The sequence below is a fragment of the Arthrobacter sp. CJL-S3 genome, assembly GCF_056711635.1.
This window is the reverse complement of record NZ_CM160046.1, coordinates 2,209,469-2,229,664: the sequence shown is the minus strand read 5'-3', so window position 1 is coordinate 2,229,664 and position 20,196 is coordinate 2,209,469. Positions and strand designations below refer to the sequence as shown.

18 protein-coding genes are annotated in these 20,196 nt (G+C 69.2%); 6 read left to right on the top strand and 12 right to left on the bottom strand.

Annotation, left to right across the window (positions count from 1 at the left end; genetic code table 11):
• Window positions 1-4: 4 nt before the first annotated feature.
• Window positions 5-415: a nuclear transport factor 2 family protein gene (locus tag AC06G6_RS10090; protein WP_479821640.1), complete on the bottom strand. Its 411-nt coding sequence runs from the start codon at window positions 413-415 to the stop codon at window positions 5-7.
• A gap of 71 nt (window positions 416-486) precedes the next feature.
• Between AC06G6_RS10090 and AC06G6_RS10085 the strand changes: the two genes are divergently transcribed.
• Both AC06G6_RS10085 and AC06G6_RS10080 read left to right on the top strand, forming a co-directional pair.
• Window positions 487-1,506: a hypothetical protein gene (locus tag AC06G6_RS10085; RefSeq protein WP_479821638.1), complete on the top strand. Its 1,020-nt coding sequence runs from the start codon at window positions 487-489 to the stop codon at window positions 1,504-1,506.
• 9 nt (window positions 1,507-1,515) lie between these two features.
• Window positions 1,516-2,178: a peptide deformylase gene (locus AC06G6_RS10080; protein WP_479821636.1), complete on the top strand. Its 663-nt coding sequence runs from the start codon at window positions 1,516-1,518 to the stop codon at window positions 2,176-2,178.
• An 18-nt stretch (window positions 2,179-2,196) separates the two neighbouring features.
• On the opposite strand, the gene AC06G6_RS10075 is transcribed toward AC06G6_RS10080, so the two are convergent.
• Window positions 2,197-4,284, bottom strand: a complete 2,088-nt coding sequence (locus tag AC06G6_RS10075) for a S9 family peptidase (protein ID WP_479821634.1) — start codon at window positions 4,282-4,284, stop codon at window positions 2,197-2,199.
• Between the two features lie 118 nt (window positions 4,285-4,402).
• Here AC06G6_RS10075 and AC06G6_RS10070 point away from each other — a divergent pair, with 118 nt between their 5' ends.
• From AC06G6_RS10070 to AC06G6_RS10055, 4 genes are all read left to right on the top strand, one after another.
• On the top strand, window positions 4,403-5,278 hold the full coding sequence (locus tag AC06G6_RS10070; RefSeq protein ID WP_479821632.1) for a methyltransferase domain-containing protein: 876 nt from the start codon (window positions 4,403-4,405) through the stop codon (window positions 5,276-5,278).
• Between the two features lie 158 nt (window positions 5,279-5,436).
• Window positions 5,437-5,898 (top strand): NfeD family protein, encoded by a 462-nt coding sequence (locus tag AC06G6_RS10065; RefSeq protein WP_307464857.1) that lies wholly within the window; start codon window positions 5,437-5,439, stop codon window positions 5,896-5,898.
• Between the two features lie 96 nt (window positions 5,899-5,994).
• Entirely contained in the window at window positions 5,995-7,002 is a 1,008-nt protein-coding gene (locus tag AC06G6_RS10060; protein WP_479821630.1) for an SPFH domain-containing protein, read from the top strand.
• A gap of 296 nt (window positions 7,003-7,298) precedes the next feature.
• Complete coding sequence (locus AC06G6_RS10055; RefSeq protein WP_024367218.1) at window positions 7,299-7,646, top strand: RNA polymerase-binding protein RbpA; 348 nt, start codon at window positions 7,299-7,301, stop codon at window positions 7,644-7,646.
• 108 nt (window positions 7,647-7,754) lie between these two features.
• Here the strand turns inward: AC06G6_RS10055 and AC06G6_RS10050 are convergent, their stop codons facing one another.
• The 10 genes from AC06G6_RS10050 to pafA form a co-directional block, all read right to left on the bottom strand.
• Window positions 7,755-8,504, bottom strand: coding sequence for a polyprenol monophosphomannose synthase (locus tag AC06G6_RS10050; RefSeq protein ID WP_479821627.1), 750 nt, complete (start codon window positions 8,502-8,504; stop codon window positions 7,755-7,757).
• A gap of 440 nt (window positions 8,505-8,944) precedes the next feature.
• Window positions 8,945-10,618, bottom strand: coding sequence for an amidohydrolase (locus AC06G6_RS10045; protein WP_479821625.1), 1,674 nt, complete (start codon window positions 10,616-10,618; stop codon window positions 8,945-8,947).
• Between the two features lie 86 nt (window positions 10,619-10,704).
• Window positions 10,705-13,599, bottom strand: coding sequence for a DEAD/DEAH box helicase (locus AC06G6_RS10040; protein ID WP_479821623.1), 2,895 nt, complete (start codon window positions 13,597-13,599; stop codon window positions 10,705-10,707).
• Between the two features lie 24 nt (window positions 13,600-13,623).
• Window positions 13,624-14,418 (bottom strand): twin-arginine translocase subunit TatC, encoded by a 795-nt coding sequence (tatC, locus tag AC06G6_RS10035; RefSeq protein ID WP_307464867.1) that lies wholly within the window; start codon window positions 14,416-14,418, stop codon window positions 13,624-13,626.
• Between the two features lie 48 nt (window positions 14,419-14,466).
• Window positions 14,467-14,736, bottom strand: a complete 270-nt coding sequence (gene tatA / locus AC06G6_RS10030) for a Sec-independent protein translocase subunit TatA (RefSeq protein ID WP_479821621.1) — start codon at window positions 14,734-14,736, stop codon at window positions 14,467-14,469.
• Between the two features lie 35 nt (window positions 14,737-14,771).
• Complete coding sequence (locus tag AC06G6_RS10025; RefSeq protein WP_479821619.1) at window positions 14,772-15,152, bottom strand: hypothetical protein; 381 nt, start codon at window positions 15,150-15,152, stop codon at window positions 14,772-14,774.
• 26 nt (window positions 15,153-15,178) lie between these two features.
• Window positions 15,179-17,209, bottom strand: coding sequence for a helix-turn-helix transcriptional regulator (locus AC06G6_RS10020; protein ID WP_479821617.1), 2,031 nt, complete (start codon window positions 17,207-17,209; stop codon window positions 15,179-15,181).
• A 137-nt stretch (window positions 17,210-17,346) separates the two neighbouring features.
• Window positions 17,347-17,742 (bottom strand): FKBP-type peptidyl-prolyl cis-trans isomerase, encoded by a 396-nt coding sequence (locus AC06G6_RS10015; RefSeq protein WP_307464873.1) that lies wholly within the window; start codon window positions 17,740-17,742, stop codon window positions 17,347-17,349.
• A gap of 45 nt (window positions 17,743-17,787) precedes the next feature.
• Complete coding sequence (locus tag AC06G6_RS10010; RefSeq protein ID WP_479821615.1) at window positions 17,788-18,720, bottom strand: FKBP-type peptidyl-prolyl cis-trans isomerase; 933 nt, start codon at window positions 18,718-18,720, stop codon at window positions 17,788-17,790.
• A 110-nt stretch (window positions 18,721-18,830) separates the two neighbouring features.
• Window positions 18,831-20,195, bottom strand: coding sequence for a Pup--protein ligase (gene pafA, locus AC06G6_RS10005; RefSeq protein ID WP_479821613.1), 1,365 nt, complete (start codon window positions 20,193-20,195; stop codon window positions 18,831-18,833).
• Between the last annotated feature and the right edge of the window lies 1 nt (window position 20,196).

Here is a 20,196-nt window from a genome sequence, read left to right as displayed (position 1 = left end):
CGGCTCAGGCGGGCGGGGGCGTGAAGTAGCAGTCGTAGCTGTCCTGGCTGACGACCCGGCCGTCCCGGACCTCAAAGACGGACGCGACTCTGGCCCGGATGACGTCACCGGCGTCCCAGTGCGGCAGGTCCATCAGCAGGGTGGCGCTCCAGTCGGCCTCCACCACCACACGGTTGCCCTCACACGTCGTGCGCCGCACCACGAACCGCTGCCCGGAGACGACGTCCCGGGCTGCGTCCGCCCCGGCCAGGGCCTCGTCCCGGTTCCTGGTTGTACCGGCCGGAGCCAGCAGATGCGGCGCCTCGTTCAGGGTGTAGTCCCCGGCCAGGAGCGGGGCGACCTCCGCCGCACCGCCGCCGCCCTCGATAGCGTGCAGCAGCGCGAGGACGCAATCCAAAGGGGCCCGTGAAGTCATGGAACGAGACTAGCCGAACGCACCGGCAAGGCCGCGCCCGCACGGGCCTGCGCCCGGAATACACTGGCCCCATGGGCCGATTCCCCCCGCTCCTGCGACGCCCGGCCGGCGCGAACCGTCAGCCCCTGGTCCCCGGACCGGCCGCCAGACTGGCCGCCGCCGGCGCTGCCCTCGCCCTGACCGCCTCCTGCAGCGCCGGTGGATCCGGCACCGGCAGTGCGACAGGGACCGGCGGTTCGACAGGGACCGGCAGCTCGTCCGGGCCGCCGACGCTGACACCCGCGGCGGCGGCCCCGATCACCGCGGGGATCAACCAGCTCCGCGACAACTACAGCCAGCAGATCATCGCCCTGCAGTTGACGAACAACACCGCCGGGCCGCTGACGGTGCTCAGCGCCGCCGTGGCCAGCCCGCTCTTTGCCGGCCCCATCGAGTGGCAGCCGGCGCCGGGCGGCATCGAGCTCCCGCCCGGCCAGACGAAGATCCTGCCGGCACAACTGCGCGCACCCGCGTGCGGAATCCGGACGGCGCCGGCGAACGGGGGCGCGGCCGTGGAACTCCGCTTTGCCCCGTCCAGCGGCCCCGTTACAACCGTGCCCGCCACAACGGTGCCCGCTGCTGATCCCCATAGGGTGCTGGAGCGGAACAACGCGGAAATGTGTCTGGCCCAGGCGGCCGCTGCGGTCGCCGGGCTGCGGCTGGAACCGGAACTCGAGGTCGCGGCCGACGCGCAGAGCGCCGTGCTGACACTTGCCATCACGCCGCGGAGCACCCCCGGGGCCGTGAATCCCGGTTCAACCGGGACCCTGACGATCAACCGGATCGACGGGACCACCTTGCTCGAAGAGGACCCAAGCGCCCCCTGGCCGCGCTCCGTCTCGGTGCACGCCGGCGGCGCCAGCCAGCAGTTCCGGCTGGGGATCCGGCCGGCACGCTGCGATCCGCACGCCATCGCGGACGACAAAGTGGGCACCCTGCTGCCCGTGCGGGTATCCGCGGGCGGGCGGGACGGCGTCCTGAAAGTCGACGCCGGAGCGCTGCTGCGTGGACGCATCTACGAATTCATTACAACGGCTTGCGGACGCCAGTAGTGTGGTGCCATGTCTCCTGACGCCAAGCCCACTGACTTCAGCGCCGCCCGCATCCACGAAACCGTCCAGCAGGTGCTCACTGCCGGAGTCCTCCCCGCCATAGTCCAGGCCGGACATCCGGTGCTGCGCCAGCTCGCCGCGCCCTTCGACGGGCAGTTGAGCGGCGCCGAACTGGGCCAGCTGATCGACCTGATGCGCAGCGTGATGCACAAGGCGCCCGGCGTGGGCCTGGCGGCGCCCCAGCTCGGCATACCGCTGCAGCTCGCCGTGCTCGAGGACCAGTTCGACGTCGATCCCGAGGTCGCCGCTGCCCGCGGACGGGAGCCGCTGCCGTTCTTCGCCATGCTCAACCCCTCCTACCAGCCGACGAATGCAGCCACCGTGGCGTTCTATGAGGGGTGCCTCTCCGTGAACGGACTTCAGGCCGCCGTGAACCGGCCCGAGTCGGTGCGGCTGGATTTCACGGCGCCGGATGGAACCAGGCAGCAGCGAGAATTCACGGGCTGGCAGGCGCGGATCGTCCAGCACGAGACCGACCACGTGCACGGCATCCTGTATCTGGACCGGGCCGAGCTGCGCTCCATCAGCAGCAACGCCGAGTACTCCGCACGCTGGGCGCAGCCCGACATCAGCCTCGCCCGGAAGGAACTTGGGTTCCTCCCGGGCCCGTGACGCTCCGGCCGCTCCTTCTCAGCCCCGCGCCGCGGGGGCGGGGTTTGCCGCCGTCGGAAGGTGGCGGGACCACCACTGGAGGATCTGGTCGAAGCGCTGCTTGCGGTGGTGCGGCGTCCCGGCCCGTGAGAGTTCATGGTTCTCCCCGGGGAAGACCAGGAACGCGGCCTCCACGCCGAGCTGTTTCAGGGCGGTGAAATACCGCTGGCCCTGTTCCACCGGGCACCGGAGGTCCTCCTCGCTGTGGATGACCAGGGACGGTGTGCGGACCTGCTCCACCCGGGCCATCGGGCTTTGCGCCGCCATCTGCTCTTCCGAACGGCCGGTGTACTCCCCGCCGAAGAACCAGCCGATGTCGGAGGAACCGGTGAAACTTACGGGATCGAGGAATCCGCGTTCCACGATGGCGGCCCTGAAGCGGTGGTCGTGGCTGATGGTCCAGGCGGTAAGGTAGCCGCCGTAGGAACCTCCCATGATGCCGAGCGCAGCGGCGTCGAGTTCCTCGAACTTGCCGAGCGCGCCGTCGAGGAAGGCCAGTACGTCCTGCATGTCCAGGGTGCCCATCTGCTCCTTGATGGCGCGCCCGTGCTGCTGGCCGTAGCCGGCGGACCCACGGGGGTTGCACATCAGGACGGCGTACCCTGCCGCGGCGTAGACCTGCGCCTCGTCGAAAAGTGCCCCCGTGAACTGGGCAAACGGGCCGCCGTGGATGTTCAGCAGGACCGGGTGGGGTCCCCGGCCCGGCGGTTTCACGAGCCAGCCGTGGACGGGGTAGCCGTCGCCGGACGGGACGGTGAGCTCGAGCGGTTCGATGATTCCGGCGCCGGAGCGCAGCGGCGCCGAGAAATCGGTCAGTACCCGCAGCTGCCCGCCGTCGACCACGGCGACGTCGCCCGCGGTCGAGGCGTCGGCGAAACTGACCACCAGCGAACCGCCGTTGGCGGCGCCACCCGTCACCACACGCTCGCCGCGGACCAGTACCCCGTGCTTCCCGGAGGCCTGGAACTCCAGCAGCTCGACCGTTCCCCGTGCGTTGTTCAGCGGCAGCACCGAGTCCGGACCCCCCGGTTCGAGCCTGCCGTTGCAGCCGAGGTCCATCGTCTCGACGTCGCTCAGGCGGGTGGCGTCGCCGCCGCCTGCCGGCATCACGTAGAGCGCGGTGTTGCGCGCCACGAAGTCCTGGCCCGACGGGCCGAGGTCCTGGGCGAGGAAGAACAGCCACTGCCCGTCCCGTGACTCGCGGACGGCGTGGACGCTCTGCCGGCCGGTGTTGGCCGGGGCGACCAGTTCCGGCTCCCCTTCTGCTTCCGCTCCTGCGGAGCCTTCCCCCACCGCGATGCGGTAGATGCCGCTGGCGAGATCGTTGTCGCTGCCCTCATGCAGGGCGGCTGTGAAGTAAATGCTGCGCCCGTCGGTGCTGAAGCTCGCGCCGGTGTGGTCGGTGGCAGCGGAGGTGAGCTGGCGCGCGGCCGGCACCAGCCCGGCCGGCGTCGGGCCGGCGTCGGGCTCGGGCCGGCCCGCAGGTGCCGCGGTACGGGCCTTCAGCGCCCTGCCCTGGGGCGCCACCTTGGGTTCCGCGCCGGGGTCCGGGACCTCGACGAGGAAGAGCTGGACCGGCTTGTCCGCGGTATACCCGACGCCGTTCATCCGGTACTGGTAGTCGGTGATCAGCCGCGCGTCCTCGCCGCCGGCGGAAACCCCCTCGGTACTGCCGTAGCGGCCCTCCTCCGGAGTCCGGGCGCTGTAGACAACGTGCCGGGAATCCGGCGACCAGGCGAATGCCGACACTCCCAGCGGCGCATCGGTGACGGGCTGCGGCTCCCCTCCGGCGGCCTCCACGACATGGAGCTGGGGTTTGCCGCCGGCCGCGGCGCGCAGGAACGCCAGCACCTGCCCGTCCGGGGAAAAGTCCGGCGCCGTGTCGCGGAACCCGCGGGTCAGGCGGCGCGCGGGCCGGTCCGGGTCCAGCGGCACCGTCCACAGCTGGCCAACGTAGGCGTCTGCGTCGAAGTCGGGCCGGATCACGGACACCACGGCACGGGTGCCGTCCGGATGCAGGGCAGGGGCGGAGACGGAATTCAGCAGCGGCAGATGTTCGGATTTCACGTGTGAGAGCCTAGCCCCAGTTTCCTCCACTGTGAAATGGCTCACCCTGCGGGCGTGGACGCCGGACGGCGCGGCCCTGCCGGCCCGGGCCGGGCACGCCGCCCCTAGGATGGACACTATGCCCCCCGCCTCCGCTGCCCCGCTGCTGTGCCCGGTCTGCCGGAACCGCCTCGGATTCAGCGACGACGCCGGCCGCACCCTCGGGTGTCCGGCCGGCCACCGCTTTGACGCGGCGAAACAAGGGTACTTCAACTTCCTCGTCGGCAAAGGCACCGTTTTCGAAGCGGACACGGCAGACATGGTGGCGGCACGCTTCGATTTCCTCTCCGCCGGCCATTACCGTCCGCTCGCCGCGGCCGTGGCGGAACTGGCGGTCCCGGCCCTCGCCGGCGGAACCGCTGAAACGCCGGGGACGGTGCTGGACGCCGGAACCGGCACCGGCCACTACCTCCGGGCCCTGCTGGACCGTGCGGCGCTGGACCGAACACCCGCGCGGGCGGTCGGGCTGGACATCTCCAAGTTCGCGCTCCGCCGGGCCGCAAAACTGAACCCGGAGGCCATCAACCTTGTCGGGGACGTGTGGCAGCCGCTGCCGGTCGCCGACGACGCCGTCGACGTCGTCACCGTGGTCTTCGCGCCGCGCCACGCGGCGGAGTTCGCCCGGGTGCTCCGCCCGGGCGGCCGGCTGGTGGTCGTCACTCCCCGGCCGGGCCACCTCGAGGAGGTGGCAGGCCAGACAGGCATGCTCGGAATCGAACCCGCGAAGGACGAGCGGCTCGCGGCCTCGCTCGCGGGACACTTTTCGGCGCTCTCCGCGGACAACCTGGACGTGCCGCTCCAGCTGTCCCCGGGGGACGTCGCCCGGCTGGCGCTGATGGGCCCCGCCGGACACCACCTGGACCGCGGAGCGCTGGCGTCCCTCGCCGCCGGGCTGCCGCCGTTGACCGCCGTGTCGGCCCGGTTCCGGATCAGCGTTTTCTCACCGCTCCGCTAGTGGCTCCACCAGCGCCAAAGGAGTGCCCGAAGGTAACGACTTGGCCACTTTCGCCAAGTGCGTAACCCGGCCCTCCGCAGGCGTTGCCGTTCGGCTTAGGATGGAATCACAGTGACTGAGGGTCTGCACCTGCAGCCCCCGGGGCAAAGGGGGAAAAGATGTTCGAATGGCTACCCGAAAACTGGTGGGCGCTGTGGCTCACGGTGTTCCTGGTGTTTGCCGTGGTGGAGATGATCACCCTCGACCTGTTCTTCATCATGCTCGGCGGCGGCGCCCTCGCCGGACTGGTGGCGGCCCTGGCCGGCGCCGACCTGGGCCTGCAGGTCGTGGCCTTCTGCGTGGTGTCCCTCCTGATGATCGGCTTCGTCCGTCCCGTAGCGCTTAAACACCTGCATAAAGGCCCGGCCGACCGCCGCAGCAACGTCGAACGGCTGATCGGCGAATCCGCCCTTGTTATGGAGCCGGTGACCGCAACCGGCGGCCTGGTCAAGATCGGCGGCGACGTCTGGAGCGCCCGCTCCGAAACCGGAGTCCTGGCACCCGGGCAGCACGCGATCGTCAGCGCGATCGACGGCGCCACGGCCGTCGTGGCACCGCAGCCGGAAACCGCCATCCAGTAGCACCCGCACGAATTCCGGCGGCCGCCACCGGCACCGGGCAGGCGGCGGGAAACCGCCGCACACCATAGCAAGACCAATCTGGGGAATAGGTGATGTATGGATATCGCAGTCGCAATCGTGCTGCTGGTTCTCGTTGCGTTCGTAATAATCGTGCTCGTCCGGGCGGTGCGGATTGTCCCGCAGGCCCGCGCCGGCGTCGTGGAACGGCTGGGCAAGTACCAGCGCACGCTGAATCCCGGCCTCACGATCCTGATCCCGTTCGTGGACCGGCTGCTGCCGCTGCTTGACCTGCGTGAACAGGTGGTCTCCTTCCCGCCGCAGCCGGTGATCACCGAGGACAACCTCGTCGTCTCCATCGACACGGTGGTTTACTTCCAAGTCACCGACGCGCGGGCAGCCACGTACGAGATCGCCAACTACATCCAGGCCGTTGAACAGCTCACCACCACGACACTCCGCAACGTCGTCGGCGGCCTGAACCTCGAAGAGGCCCTGACCTCACGTGACCAGATCAACGGGCAGCTCCGCGGCGTCCTGGACGAAGCGACCGGCCGTTGGGGCATCCGGGTCTCCCGGGTGGAGCTCAAGGCGATCGATCCGCCCCACTCCATCCAGGACTCGATGGAGAAGCAGATGCGCGCCGAGCGTGACCGCCGCGCCGCGATCCTGACCGCGGAAGGCACCAAGCAGTCCGCCATCCTCACCGCCGAGGGCCAGCGGCAGTCCTCGATCCTGAAGGCCGAAGGCGACGCGAAGGCGGCGATCCTCCGGGCCGACGGCGAGGCCCAGGCCATCCAGAAGGTCTTCGACGCGATCCACAAGGGCAACCCGGACCAGAAGCTCCTCGCCTACCAGTACCTGCAGACCCTCCCGAAGATCGCCGAGGGCTCGGCCAACAAGCTGTGGATCATCCCGAGCGAAGTCGGCGAAGCCCTCAAGGGCATCGGCAACGCCTTGGGCGGCAGCAAGGACGGCCAGTTCAATGACGGGCTGTTCGGCCCCGATTCCGACGCCGCGGCGGAACCCGCAGCGACCCGCCCGGCTGCGCCTGCCGCCGGTCCGGCCGCAGGGCCCGCCGGTTTCCCGGGGCACCCGGAGGCCTAGGCTCTTCAACGAACGGGGAGGCATCCGCGCGGCGGATGCCTCCCCGTTGCGCTGCGCGGAACCCCGCCGCACCCCTGCAGGCTTTACCCGGGGTGCCCTGTTCCCGTATACTTGAATATTTGTCCGGCTGGTTCAGTCCGGCGGAACAATTAAGCTTCGCTAAGCGTTTTATCCTGTGACGATTCATCCGGTTTGGGTCCAGTGAAACGGCGCAATGCAAACAGTAGTCCGGCGCGGTCTCACAGCCCCCGGCTAACGCAGGGCATGACCCTGCGAACCGAATAGAGGGAGAAAAGATGAGCGATCGCAGCCTGCGGGGTATGCGCCTTGGCGCACAGAGCATGGAGACCGAATCCGGTGTCGAGCCGGCTCCGCGCCAGCGGGTCGAGTACCGCTGCGCGGACGGCGAGCAGGTATTCGTGACCTTCTCCTCCGAAGCCGAGATCCCCCCGGTATGGGTGTCGAAGACCGGCAAGGAAGCCTTGCTCGTCGACGGCGAACGCCCCGTGAACCTCAACGAGAAAGCAGTCCGCACGCACTGGGACATGCTCCTGGAACGCCGGTCGCTGCCCGAACTCGAGCAGATCCTCGAAGACCGTCTCACGATCCTGCGTGAACGCCGCGGCGAACGGCGCTCGGCCTAGACAGCCCCGCACCCGCCACTTCAAAGCAAGGGCCGGCCATGCCACGTCATTGACGTTGCATGACCGGCCCTTGCTTTTCCCTTTCGGGCGAGGCTGTCTCCAGCGGCGCTACCGGGAGGCTTTTTTGCCGGCGAGCTTTCCGGCGAGCGTGTTCCAGCGGGCGGTGAGGCCCCACCGGGTGACGTTGATCATCGCTTCGACCACGATGTTTCCGCTCATCTTCGAATCGCCCAGTTCGCGCTCGACGAATGTGATGGGGCGTTCGACGATCGTCAGGCCGAGCTTGGCGACGCGCCAGGCCAGGTCCACCTGGAAGCCGTAGCCGACCGAGTCGACGGTGTTCAGGTCCAGTTTCTCCAGCGTGCTCCGGCGGAACGCACGGAACCCGCCGGTGACATCCTTGATCTTGATGCCCAGCATGATCCGCGCATAGGTGCTGCCCACACGGGAGATCGCCTGCCGGTACAGAGGCCAGTTGACGACACTGCCGCCGGGAACCCAGCGGGAACCCATGGCCAGGTCGGCCCCCTGCTCCACGGCCTCGATCAACTGCGGAAGCTGCTCCGGCTGGTGCGAGCCGTCGGCGTCCATCTCCACGAGGATGTCGTAACCGGCGTCGAGTCCCCACTTGAAACCGGCGATGTAGGCCGCTCCGAGTCCGGCCTTGCCGGCGCGGTGCAGGACGTGGACCTGGCTGTCCTCAGCGGCGAAGCGGTCCGCCAGCTGCCCGGTCCCGTCGGGGCTGTTGTCGTCGACAACCAGGACATCGGAGCCTGGCACCGCGGTGCGCAGCCGTCCGAGGGTCTTGGGCAACGATTCCAGCTCGTTGTAGGTCGGGATGATCGTGAGGACACGCACAGCGGGGCCTTTCCTTGAAGGGAGCGGTCGAGAGCCGGGCGGTCAGTGCTTAGCTGACACCAGGCGCAACTCTCCATTATAGGGAGTCGCCGGGGCCGCTGAGGCCGATGCCGGTCCCCCGGGCAGGTCCACCCGCCTCGGGCCAGTTGCGGCAGGGCGCGAAAAGCGCCGCCGGAACCGTTTTCTGGTGCGAAGTGGACCCGCCCCCTGGGAGTACCCATGGCCACGACCGAGGAAGCTGCCGCGCTGCGGCAACCTGGAACTGGCCGGGGGACGTCCGGAGTCTGCGGCTTACACAACCCTCCGTTGCCCCTCAATGCTACGGGGCGGCCCCGATCTGTCAACCGCTCCGTGACCTGCCGTTTCGTCCGTCGCCGCAGGTCAGGGCCGTCTTGTGGCCGCCGAAGTTTCGGGCCGGACCGGCGCTTCGGCGCTTGCCGTCAGCCCCGGAGCGAGCCGCTGGCGAACAGTTCCCGGCCGTCCCTGACCGTCTGCAGGCACACCGGCTCGGAGCCGGCGTCCAGTGCCGGCAGCAGCGGCGTCCGCGCGCGGGGGTCCGTGCTCCAGGACTGGACCCGGCCGTCGGCCACCTGGACCATCAGTTCCTCGACCTCCCACACGGCGAAGCTGGCGGGGGCGCCGGGTACCAGCTGGCCGGCCATCGGGTTCCGGTACCGGGCGGCCCGCCAGCCGGCGCGGGTGTGGCCGAGGAACGCGGCGCGGGCGGAGATCCGCTCGTCCGGGTTGCTGTGCTGCAGGCAGGCCCGGACGCTGGACCAGGGCCGCAGGGGCGTGACCGGGCTGTCACTGCCGAAGCAGATCGGGACGCCCGCGGCGTAGAGGGAGGCGAAGGGGTTCATGCCGCTGCGCCGGGACCCCAAACGCTGCTGGTAGAGGCCGTCCGCCGCGCCCCAGGCGGCATCGAAGCCGGGCTGCGCGCTGACCGTCACGGAGTAGCTGGCCAGCCGGCGGATGGATTCCGCATCGGCGAGCTCGACATGTTCCAGGCGGTGGCCCGCGGCGCGGACCTTCTGCTCTCCGACGTCGGCCGCCGCCAGGTCCAGCGCGTCCAGTGCGGCGTCGAGGCCGGCGTCGCCGATGACGTGGAAGCCTGCCTGGATCCCCAGCAGCGAGCACGCCGCGAGGTGGGCCGCCGCCTCCGCGGACGAGAGGTAGAGGCTGCCGCGCTCCCCCGCGGCGTCGCTGTAGTCCTCCCGCAGGGCCGCGGTCCGCGAACCGATCGAGCCGTCCAGGTTCAGGTCCCCCGCCAGCCCGAGGACGGGCACGCCCAGGCCGTCCAGGATGGACCGGGCATGTTCCGCGGAGCCGGCCAGCTCGCCCCAGTACGGCAGGATCTCGGGAACCGCGTCCGGGCCGGTGTTCCAGGCAACGGCGAGCCGGAGGTCCTCGACGCTGCCGATGTGCGGGGCCGCCATTTCCGCCAGGGCCACGTAGCCGTTGGCTGCCGCCTCCGCGAGGGCCCGCTGCTGGTAGCCGCGGAGCGCCGCAGCGGGCAGCCGGCGCGCGGCCAGCCGGGCGGCCGTGTGCGCGTCCCGCTTGACCTGGCCGCCCGCCCCGGAACCGTCGGCATCGTTGCTGCCGGCGGCGCGGAGGCCGGCGGCTGCCGCCAGCGAGGAGGACACGAGCGCCGAGTGCACGTCGACGCGGGAGAGGTAGACCTGCCGCCCGCCGGCGGCGCGTTCCAGTTCCTCGCCCGTGGGCAGGGCGGAGTCCGTCCACTGGGTCTCGTCCCAGCCGTGGCCCAGCACGGTGCCGCCCGCGCTGGAAGCGGAGTTGCAGAAGCCGGCAACGGCGTCGAGCAGTTCCCGGGCCGAGCGGACCCCGCCGAGCTGCAGCGAGTCCAGGGCGATTCCCGTCTCGGTGAGATGGACGTGGGAATCGACGAAGCCTGGGGCGAGGAGCGCGCCGTGCAGGTCGATGACCTCCATCGAGGCGTCGGCAATCGAGGAGGCCGCCTGCTCGGAGCCGACCCAGGCGACGGTGTCGCCGTCGACCAGCATCGCCGTCGCAAAGGGGTCGGCGGCGGTGTACACGGAGCCGTTGCGGTACAGCGTTACCTTGTGCGGCGCGGGGGCGGCCGGTGAATCGGTCATGGGTCGGGGACTCCTTGTTGCTGGCGGCCGGCGCGGGCCGGACGTGTTCGACGGCGGGATGTTCCGGCCGGGGCCGGCCGCGGCGGTCAGGCCACGGAGGAATACGCGACGACGCCGCGCTTGATGAGTTTGATCGCGTCCGCGCACAGCCGCGAGACCCTGGGGTCCAGCGACGGGATCTTCGCCAGCTGGTCGAGCAGGTCGATGACCTGTTTGACCCAGCGGACGAAGTCGCCCGCGGCCAGGTCCGTGCCGCTGAGGACGTCCTGCAGGTGCCGGCCCTTGGCCCACTTGAAAATGGGCCAGACGAGGCCGAGCTCGGGTTCACCGGTCAGGGGGAGCTTGCTGGCTTCCTCGACGTCCTCCAGGGCGGACCATTCGCGCACCACGATGTCGACGGCGGATTCCAGTGACACGCTCGGCATCTTGGGCCGGAGCCCGCGGTCCTCACGTTTGGCCTGGTAGACCAGGACGCTGGCGAGGGCGGCGACCTCGGCGGCGTCCAGGTCGCTGAAGGCGCCCAGCCGCAGGGACTGCGAAATCAGCAGGTCCTTCTCGCCATAGATCCGGCGCAGGCGCTGCCCGTCGGGGCTAATGGTGAGCACCCCGGCGTCGGAGGTTTCCAGGTAGCCGTAGCTGGACAGGACGCCGCAGACCCGGTCGAATGTCTTGGCGATGGTGTTGGTGCGGCCCTGGATCTGGCGCACCAGCCCGTCGGTCTCCTGGCGGAGCTTCCAGTAGCGCTCGGACCAGCGTGCGTGGTCCTCGCGTTCGCTGCAGCCATGGCACGGGTGCGCACGGAGTTCGCGGCGCAGCTCGGCGATCTTCCGTTCCTGGTCCGGCAGGGCGGCGGCGCGGCCGAAGTCGTCATTCCGGCTCGGCGGCGCAGGGGGCCGGTTTTCCCGGAGGGCGTTCCGGACCGAGGACGCCAGGTCGCGCCGTGACTTGGGCACCTTGGCGTTGAAGGATTTCGGGATCCGGACCCGGGTGATGGGAGCCAGCGGTCCTTCCACGTCCTGGGTGCCGATCCGCCGCAGCTGGTTGTCCAGGGTCATCACGGCGGGCCGCGGTTCCCGGGAGTGGTGGTCGGAGCTGAGGACGACGGCGAGTCCGGGCGCCCGGCCGGTGGGTACGTCCACCACGTCCCCGGGGAGCAGCCTGCTCAGGGAGTCCTCGGTCACGGACTTCCTGGCCCGGGAGCTGGTCTGGGAGGCGTTCTTCTCGGCATCGGAGAGCGCACGCCGGATCCGGGAGTAGTCGGTGAAGTCGCCCAGGTGGCAGCTCATAGCCTTGCTGAAGCCCGCCAGGGATTCCTCGCGGCTGCGGACCTGTTTGGCCAGCCCGACGACGGAGCGGTCGGCCTGGAACTGGGCGAAGGAGGACTCGAGGATCTCCCGTGCCCGGGGCCGGCCGAACTGCGCCAGCAGGTTGATCGACATGTTGTACGTGGGCCGGAAGCTGGAGTTCAGCGGATAGGTGCGCCGCGAGGCGAGGCCGGCGACGGCCGCCGGATCCGTGCCGGGCTGCCACAGCACAACGGCGTGGCCCTCGACGTCGATCCCGCGGCGGCCGGCACGCCCGGTCAGCTGGGTGTACTCGCCCGCGGTGATGTTGACGTGCGCTTCGCCGTTGAACTTGTCGAGCTTCTCCAGCACGACCGAGCGTGCCGGCATATTGACGCCGAGCGCCAGGGTTTCGGTCGCGAACACGGCCTTGACCAGCCCGTCGACGAAGAGCTTCTCGACGACTTCCTTGAAGGTCGGCAGCATGCCGGCGTGGTGGGCCGCCAGCCCGCGGAGCAGCCCGTCACGCCAGCTCCAGAAGCCGAGCACGTCCAGGTCGTCGGAGGGGATGTCCTGCGCGGCCTCGTCGACCCGCCGGGCAATGATGAGCTGTTCCTGCTCGGTGGTCAGCCACAGCCCGGCAGCGACGCACTGTGCCACCGCGGCGTCGCAGCCTGCGCGGGAAAAGATGAAGGTGATCGCGGGCAACAGGTCCTGCCGGTCCAGGCTGGCGATGACCTGGGGGCGGCTGGCCTTCCGGAACGGGCTGCGGGGGCCGCCCTGCGGTGCATCGTCGCGCTGGTTCCGCTGGCGCCGGACGTTGCGGCCGCCCTGGCCGAAGCGTCCGCGGAAGTTCATCTGGCTTTCGGCGCGGGCCATGGACAGCAGTTCGGGGTTGACCTCGAAGCCGGGGCGGGCACTCAGGTCGGCGGTTTCCGCGGTGGCGGACACGGCGGACACGGCGGCGTCGCCGGCCGGGGCGATCTCATCGAAGCTGGTGTCGCCGGCGAAGAGGTCCACGATTTTCCGCCCCACCATGACGTGCTGCCACAGCGGCACCGGCCGGTGCTCGGACACGATGACGTCGGTCTGGCCGCGCACCGTGTCCAGCCAGGCGCCGAACTCCTCGGCGTTGGAGACTGTGGCGCTGAGCGAGGCGACCTGGACTTCGCTGGGCAGGTGGATGATGACCTCTTCCCAGACGGCGCCGCGGAAGCGGTCCGCGAGGTAGTGCACCTCGTCCATCACGACGTAGCCGAGGTCGGCCAGGGTGCTGGAGTCCGCGTAGAGCATGTTGCGGAGCACCTCGGTGGTCATCACCACCACCGGGGCGTCGCCGTTGATGCTCGTGTCGCCGGTCAGCAGCCCGACCCGGTCGGCACCGTACTTGTCCGCCAGTTCCGAGTACTTCTGGTTGGACAGGGCCTTGATCGGGGTGGTGTAGAAGGCCTTGAGCCCGCGCTGGAGGGCCAGGTAGATGGCGAACTCCCCCACGATCGTCTTGCCGGCACCTGTGGGGGCGGCCACCAGGACGCCGCGCCCGGCCTGCAGGGACAGGCACGCTTCGCGCTGGAAGTCGTCGAGGTCGAAGGCCAGCGAACGGATGAAGCCGCCCAGATAGGTTTTGGCTTCTGCGGCCCGCTCGACGCTGGCCCGGTAGCGTTCAGACGGCGATTCGGGCCCGGGGATTGACGACATGCTTCCAGCCTAGTGCGCGAAGGGCTAGAGATTCTCCAGCTCGGAACTGGGAGTGGCCCGGTCCGCGGTGGCTTCGGTCTCCGCGGCCCGTTTGACGGCGCGCCGTTCACGTCGGCGGTCGTTGAGCAGGCACAGCCCGATGGCGGCGAAGAACAGCAGCAGCATGGGCCCGGCAAGGTAGAACATGCTCATCGCGTCGGCGCCGGGCGCGGCCATGGCGGCGAAGAGGCAGACCAGGAACACGGTGATGCGCCAGCTCTTGACGAGCTGCTTGCCCTTGATGACTCCCGCCAGGTTCAGCCCGACGAGGACCACGGGGAGCAGGAAGGCGATGCCGAAGGCCAGCAGGAGCCGCAGCACAAACGCCAGGTACACCTGGGCGCTGATGAAGTTGGAGCCGCCGGAGGGGGTGAAGTCGGTCAGCACCCGGACCGCGTTCGGAAGCACCAGCCAGGCCAGCAGGACGCCGCCCACAAACAGCGGAACGGCGGCCGCCACGAAGGACAGCGCCATCCGGCGTTCCTTCTTGTGCAGGCCGGGGACGATGAAGGCCCAGAGCTGGTACAGCCAGACCGGGCTCGCGACGATCAGGCCCAGGAAGACGGAGACCTGGATCATGAGGTCAAAGGAGCTGGCCACGCCGTCAAAGTTCAGCGTCGCCTGCCGGCCCTCATGTTCATTGAGGTCAGCGATCGGTTTGATCAGCGCCGCAAGCATGGGCTGGTAGACGAGGAATCCGACGACGGTTCCAAGGACGACGGCGATCGCGGACTTGAAGAGACGGTTCCGCAGCTCTTTCAGGTGATCGAGGAGCGCCATCCTCCCCTCGGGGTTCGACCGGCGGCCCATGGTTACTGCCACGCGGTGTTAGGCGCGGTTCGGCGGCGGAACGTCGGTTCCGTCTCCGGTGCGGGTTTCCGTGCCGGCGGACTTCGGGTGGTTCACGACCCGGCCTTCGACGGGCTCAGTGCCCTCCGTGGCGTCCGTTGCACCGTCCTTCTTCATTTCCCGGACTTCCGACTTGAAGATGCGCATCGACTGGCCGAGGCTCCGGGCCATGCCGGGCAGCTTTGGTGCAGCGAAAAGCACCAGTGCCAGAACGATGATGATGATGAGATGCCAGCCTTCAAGCCTCATAACGGGAGGTCCTTTCGTTTGAATACATCCTACGTCTAACTCAATTCGATGTCGTGCAACCGCTGGGGCTGCCCGCGGTCCCGCTTGCGCTGGACGCGGCGCTGGCGGCGGGCTTCCTGGCGGGCGGCCTTGGCCGCCCGGTAGTCATGCCCCATCTGCACGGGTGAGGCGAAAACGGCGGATCCGGGTTCGGCCGGCGGTTCAGCGCCCGGACCGTCGCGGCTGTCCGCGCCGTCGCCGCTGTCCGCGGAGTGGGCGGCCGCGGCGGGGAAGGTGGAAAACCGCTCCCCCGCTTCGCCGAGTTCCTTGGCCGTGGCCATGAACTTCCGGAACAACCGGGCGCCGAGCACAACAAAGAACAACAGTGACAGCGCAACGAGCGCTATCCAGATCACAATCCAGGACCACCAAGGCATGCTGAGTAGTCTAGCCGCCGCAGTGGCTAGTCCTCATAATTGGCCAGGCCGGCGGCCAGCCACTCGCGGGATGCCTCCGCCAGCGATTCGGGCTGCAGGATCCGGGCCGTCCCGCCGTGCTGGGCCACGAACATCGGCAGCCAGTCGGTGCTGCCGAAACGGATTTCGGCGAGCAGCCCGCCGCCGGGAAGTTCCGCCGTCCGTTCCGCGTAGTACTCGTCGGCCAGGCCGATGCCGCGGCGGGTCAGTTCAACCACGACCACGGTGTCGTCGTCGTTCGGGGTGAAGAGTTTGACGGGGAAGCTGCTGCCCGGCGCCGCCGTCTCCGAGACGGGCAGGCCGGTGCCTTCCAGGGCTTCGATCCGGTCCAGCCGGAAGTTGCGCAGCCCCTGCGCGGAATGGCAGTAGGCCTCGAGGTACCAGGTGTTGTCCAGCGAGTAGAGCCGCAGCGGATCGATGTTGCGTTCGGAGACGGTGTCCCGCTGCGGCGAGAAGTAGCGCAGCCGCAGCTGGGCGCCGGTCCGGATGGCTTCGCGCGCCGTTTCCAGGGCCGCGGAGTTCTCCGGCCCCACGTCGGGGCCGGAGAGGGCGGCCGCCTTGAGGCCTTCCTCCCCCGCCGCTGCCATGAGCTTGAGCGTGACGGACTCCAGGGCGCCGCCCTCGGCCAGTTCGGGCAGGCCGTTGAGCGTCTCCAGACCCGTCAGGAGGGCGCAGGCCTCCTCCACGGTGAAGCGGACGGGCCGGTTCAGGTCGAGGTGCTCGCTGATGGTGACGTGGTCATCGTCCCACTGGATGTCCAGCAGGTCGTCCGGGTAGCCCTCGGGCAGGCCGGAGCAGATCAGGATCCGCAGGTCCGCTTCCAGTTCCTTGCGGGTGATCCCGAACTTCTGCGCCACGTCGCTGATGTGCAGGCCCTGATTGTGCACCAGGAACGGCACCAGCTGGAGCATCCGGGTCAGCTGGTCCTCGGACGTGCGTTTGCGGCCGTGCCGGGGAGTCCCCCCTGGGAGGGGGGAGCCAGCCGAGGAGGCCGCCGGGAAGGCGATCGGCGGGACGGGCGCCGCGGCGAAGTCGGCCGCGGCGGCCAGGCGTCGCCGGACGGAGCTGACGAGTTCGGGCGGGGACACCGCGACTGCCAGGGGCCCGTAGGAGGCGAGTTCCTCGGCGAGCGTCTCGACGTCCCGGAACGGCACGCTGAGGCGGTCCAGGCCCGTGGCGGGCAGCCCGGCGGCGGTGTCGGCCGCGGTGTCGGCCGCGGAGCCGGGGAGGGCGCGTTTACGGAGTCCGCGCAGCCTGCCGGGCCGGACATCGACGGCGGCTGTCCGGACCGGCAGCTCCGCGAGCCCGGCCAGCTCGGCGCGCACGTTGAAGTCCGACGGCGGGGTGAAGCTTTCCTTTTCCAGGACGGTCACGGCGGACGTGACGCGGGAGAGGCGGAAGAAGCGCTTGTCCCCCCGGGCCCGGTCGTGGGCCACGAGGTACCACTGGCCGAAGCGGCTGCCGAGTCCCCAGGGCTCCACGAGCCGCTCCTCTTCCTTGCCGGTGCTGCCGGCGAGGTAGCGGAAGCTGACGGGGTGCTGGGCGTGCATGGCCGCGACGAGGTCCTCGAACGCCTGCCCGGCCGGCCGGATCCGCGGCTGGACACCGGCGGGTAGTTCGGCGTCGACCAAACCGCCGGAGGCCTGCAGCTTGCGCACCGCGTTGAGCGCTGCCGAGCCCAGCGCGGCGTGCTCCCAGAGCTGGGCCGCGAGCATCAGCACGGTGCACTCCGCCGGGGTGAGGCTGACGTCCGGGAGCCGGTTGGAGTCCTTGCCGATCCGGTAGCGGGTGGTGGCCGGATCATCCGAACCCCAGCCCTTGTCCGTGACGGTCTCGACGTCGAAGCCGAAGCGCCGCAGCTCGCCCTTGTCGCGTTCGAACATCCGGCCGAAGGCGACGTCGGTGCTGCTGGTGTCGTGGTAGACCTTCTGACGCAGTTCACTGCGGCGCAGGCCGTAGGTGGTGTTGAGCAGGGCGATGAGCAGGTTCAGGAGGCGTTCGGTACGGGAGGCTGACACCCCGCAAGGGTACTAAAGTCCCCGCCCTAAACAGACAAAAGCGCGGCAACAGCCGGACGAACTTTTCCGATTGTTACCGCGCTTCGTCAAGCAGGACGTCGTCCGGTCAGGACGGCCGCCGGTGGTTGACTTGGTTGCTAGCGGACGGCGACGAGGTCGACGACGAAGATCAGGGCCTCGTTCGGGCCGATCGCGCCGCCGGCGCCGCGCGGGCCGTAGGCCAGCTCGGAGGGGATTTCGAGCCGGCGGCGGCCGCCGACCTTCATGCCCAGCAGGCCCTGGTCCCAGCCCTGGATGACCTGGCCGACGCCGACACGGAAGTCGAGCGGTGCGCCGCGGCCCCAGGAGGCGTCGAATTCTTCGCCGGTGGACCAGGCCACGCCGACGTAGTGGGTGGAGACGGTGTCGCCGGCCTTGGCTTCGGCGCCGTCGCCCTCGATGAGGTCGGTGATGACCAGGTCGGTGGGCACGGGGCCCTCCGGGAAGTCAATTTCCGGCTTCTGGCGGTCAATGTTGCGCTGTCCAAATGACATGGTTGCTCCTTCTAGCGTGGCTTGGGGGTGCTGCGGGTGTGGTGGTTACTTGACGCCGAGGATGTCGACGACGAAGACGAGGTCGCCCTTCGCATCGCCCTGGCCCTCCTCGCCGTACGCGAGGTCCTTGGGGATGACCAGGAGGACTCGGGAGCCGACCGTCTTGCCGGTCAGGCCCTGGGTCCAGCCCTTGATGACGCCGGTGAGCGGGAAGGTGGCCTTCTCGCCGCGGTCGAAGCTGGAGTCGAAGACCTTGCCGCCTTCCAGTGCCACTCCGACGTAGTTCACGGTGAGGGTGTCGGTTTCCTTGACCTCGGGGCCGGTGCCCTTGATGAGGTCCTGGGAGACGAGGGCGGTCGGGGCGGCGACGCCTTCGACGGAGATCTCCGGGATGCCCTTGTCATTGTCCTTGACGGTCGGCAGGCCGGCCGGCGGGGTGACCGTTTCGCCCTCGGGCTTGTCCAGGACCTTGGGTGCGTCCTTGGCGGAGAGCACCTTGACGAGCAGGAGCTGGGTGGGCTGCGCTTCGGCGCCTTCAGCGGCTGCCGCGCCGGGAACGGCCAGGGCGAGGTGGGAGCCGATCTTTGCGCCCACGAAGGCGTTGTAGATGACCGGACTTTCGGTCTTGAGGTCATCGGTGAGTTCGAGTTCCTCCGGCTCCCCCGGGAAGGTGTCCTCCAGGGTGGAGCCGTCCTTGCCGCTCAGGGCAACGATGGAGATCGAGGCGATCTGGTTGGCCTTGACCCGGTCGCCGTCGCCGTCCTTGACCACCTTGACGGTGGGTTCCGTGACCTCGAGGGGCTTGGTGAATTCAACACCGGGTGCCTTCTTGTCGCCGTTCTCCGTCAGCTTGAGGGAGTCCAGCTTGGCGGTCTCTCCGGCGGACTGGCTGGTGGCTTCCGGGGCGGCTGGTTCTCCGCCGCCGCAGGCGGTCAGCAGCAGCAGTCCGGGAAGAAGAATTGCAAGTAGTCGGCGCACTTAAGAACTTTCGTCGGGGCAGGATGGACGCCTCGCCGGGCAAGTGCCAGCGGCAAAGCAGGCTGTGGCCGCGAACGGCACCCCTCCAGAATAACGTGGAAAGCTGGGTATCAGCCCATAGAGTCCAGCAGGGCATCCACCCGCTCGTCCACACTGCGGAACGGGTCCTTGCAGAGGAGGGTCTGGTGGGCGCGGTCGTTGAGCTTCAGGTGCACCCAGTCCACGGTGTAGTCGCGGCCCAGTTCCTGCGCCCGCCGGACGAAGTCGCCGCGGAGTTTGGCGCGGGTGGTCTGTGGCGGGGCATCCACCGCATCCTTGACCGCGGTGTCATCGACCACGCGGCGCACGGCACCGCGGGACTGGAGCAGGTAGTACAGTCCGCGGGTTCGGGAGATGTCGTGGTAGGTCAGGTCCAGCTGGGCGATCCGGGGCGCGTCGAGGCCCAGGTTGTGCCGTGCGCGGTAGTTGTCCATGAGCTTTTTCTTGATCGCCCAGTCCACTTCGGTGTCGATTTTGCTGGTGTCGCCGCTCTCGATCGCATCGAGCGTGCGTTCCCACAGGTCCAGGATCAGCGGTACATGGGGGTTATGGGCGCCCTGTTCCGCGACGAAGGCCGTGACCTTGCCCAGGTATTCGCGCTGGATTTCCAGGGCGGTGAGCTGCCGGCCGTTGGCGAGCCGGACCAGGGCGCGGCCGCTGAGGTCATGGGAGATTTCCCGGATGCTGCGGATCGGGTTCTCCATCCGCATGTCACGCATGATCACTCCGGCTTCGATCATCCGCAGGATCAGGTCCACGGTCCCGACCTTGAGCAGCGCCGTGGTTTCGGACATGTTGGAGTCGCCCACGATCACGTGCAGCCGGCGGTAGAACTCGGCGTCGGCGTGCGGCTCATCGCGGGTATTGATGATCGGGCGGGACCTGGTGGTGGCGGAGGAGACGCCCTCCCAGATGTGGTCGGCCCGCTGCGAGAACGCGAACGTGGCCCCGTGCGGGGTCTTGAGGATCTTCCCCGCACCGGCGATTAGCTGCCGGGTCACGAGGAACGGAATCAGGATTTCGGCCAGCCGGGAGAATTCGCCGCGCCGCGGGATGAGGTAGTTCTCGTGGCTGCCGTAGGAGTTCCCGGCGGAGTCGGTGTTGTTCTTGAACAGGTACACGGTGCCGTTGAAGCCTTCCGCCGCGAGGCGTTCCTGCGCCTCGTCCACGAGGTCGTCCAGGATAAGTTCCCCGGCCCGGTCGTGCGCGATCAGCTGCGCGAGGTCGTCGCATTCCGCGGTGGCGTACTCCGGGTGGGACCCGACGTCGAGGTAGAGCCTGGAGCCGTTGGTCAGGAAGACATTGGAGGACCTCCCCCAGCTGACCACCTTGCGGAACAGGTAGCGGGCCACCTCTTCGGGGGCCAGCGGCCGTGACTCCGGGCTTGAGTAGGAAATCCCGAACTCGGTCTCAATGCCGAAAATGCGCTTGTCCATC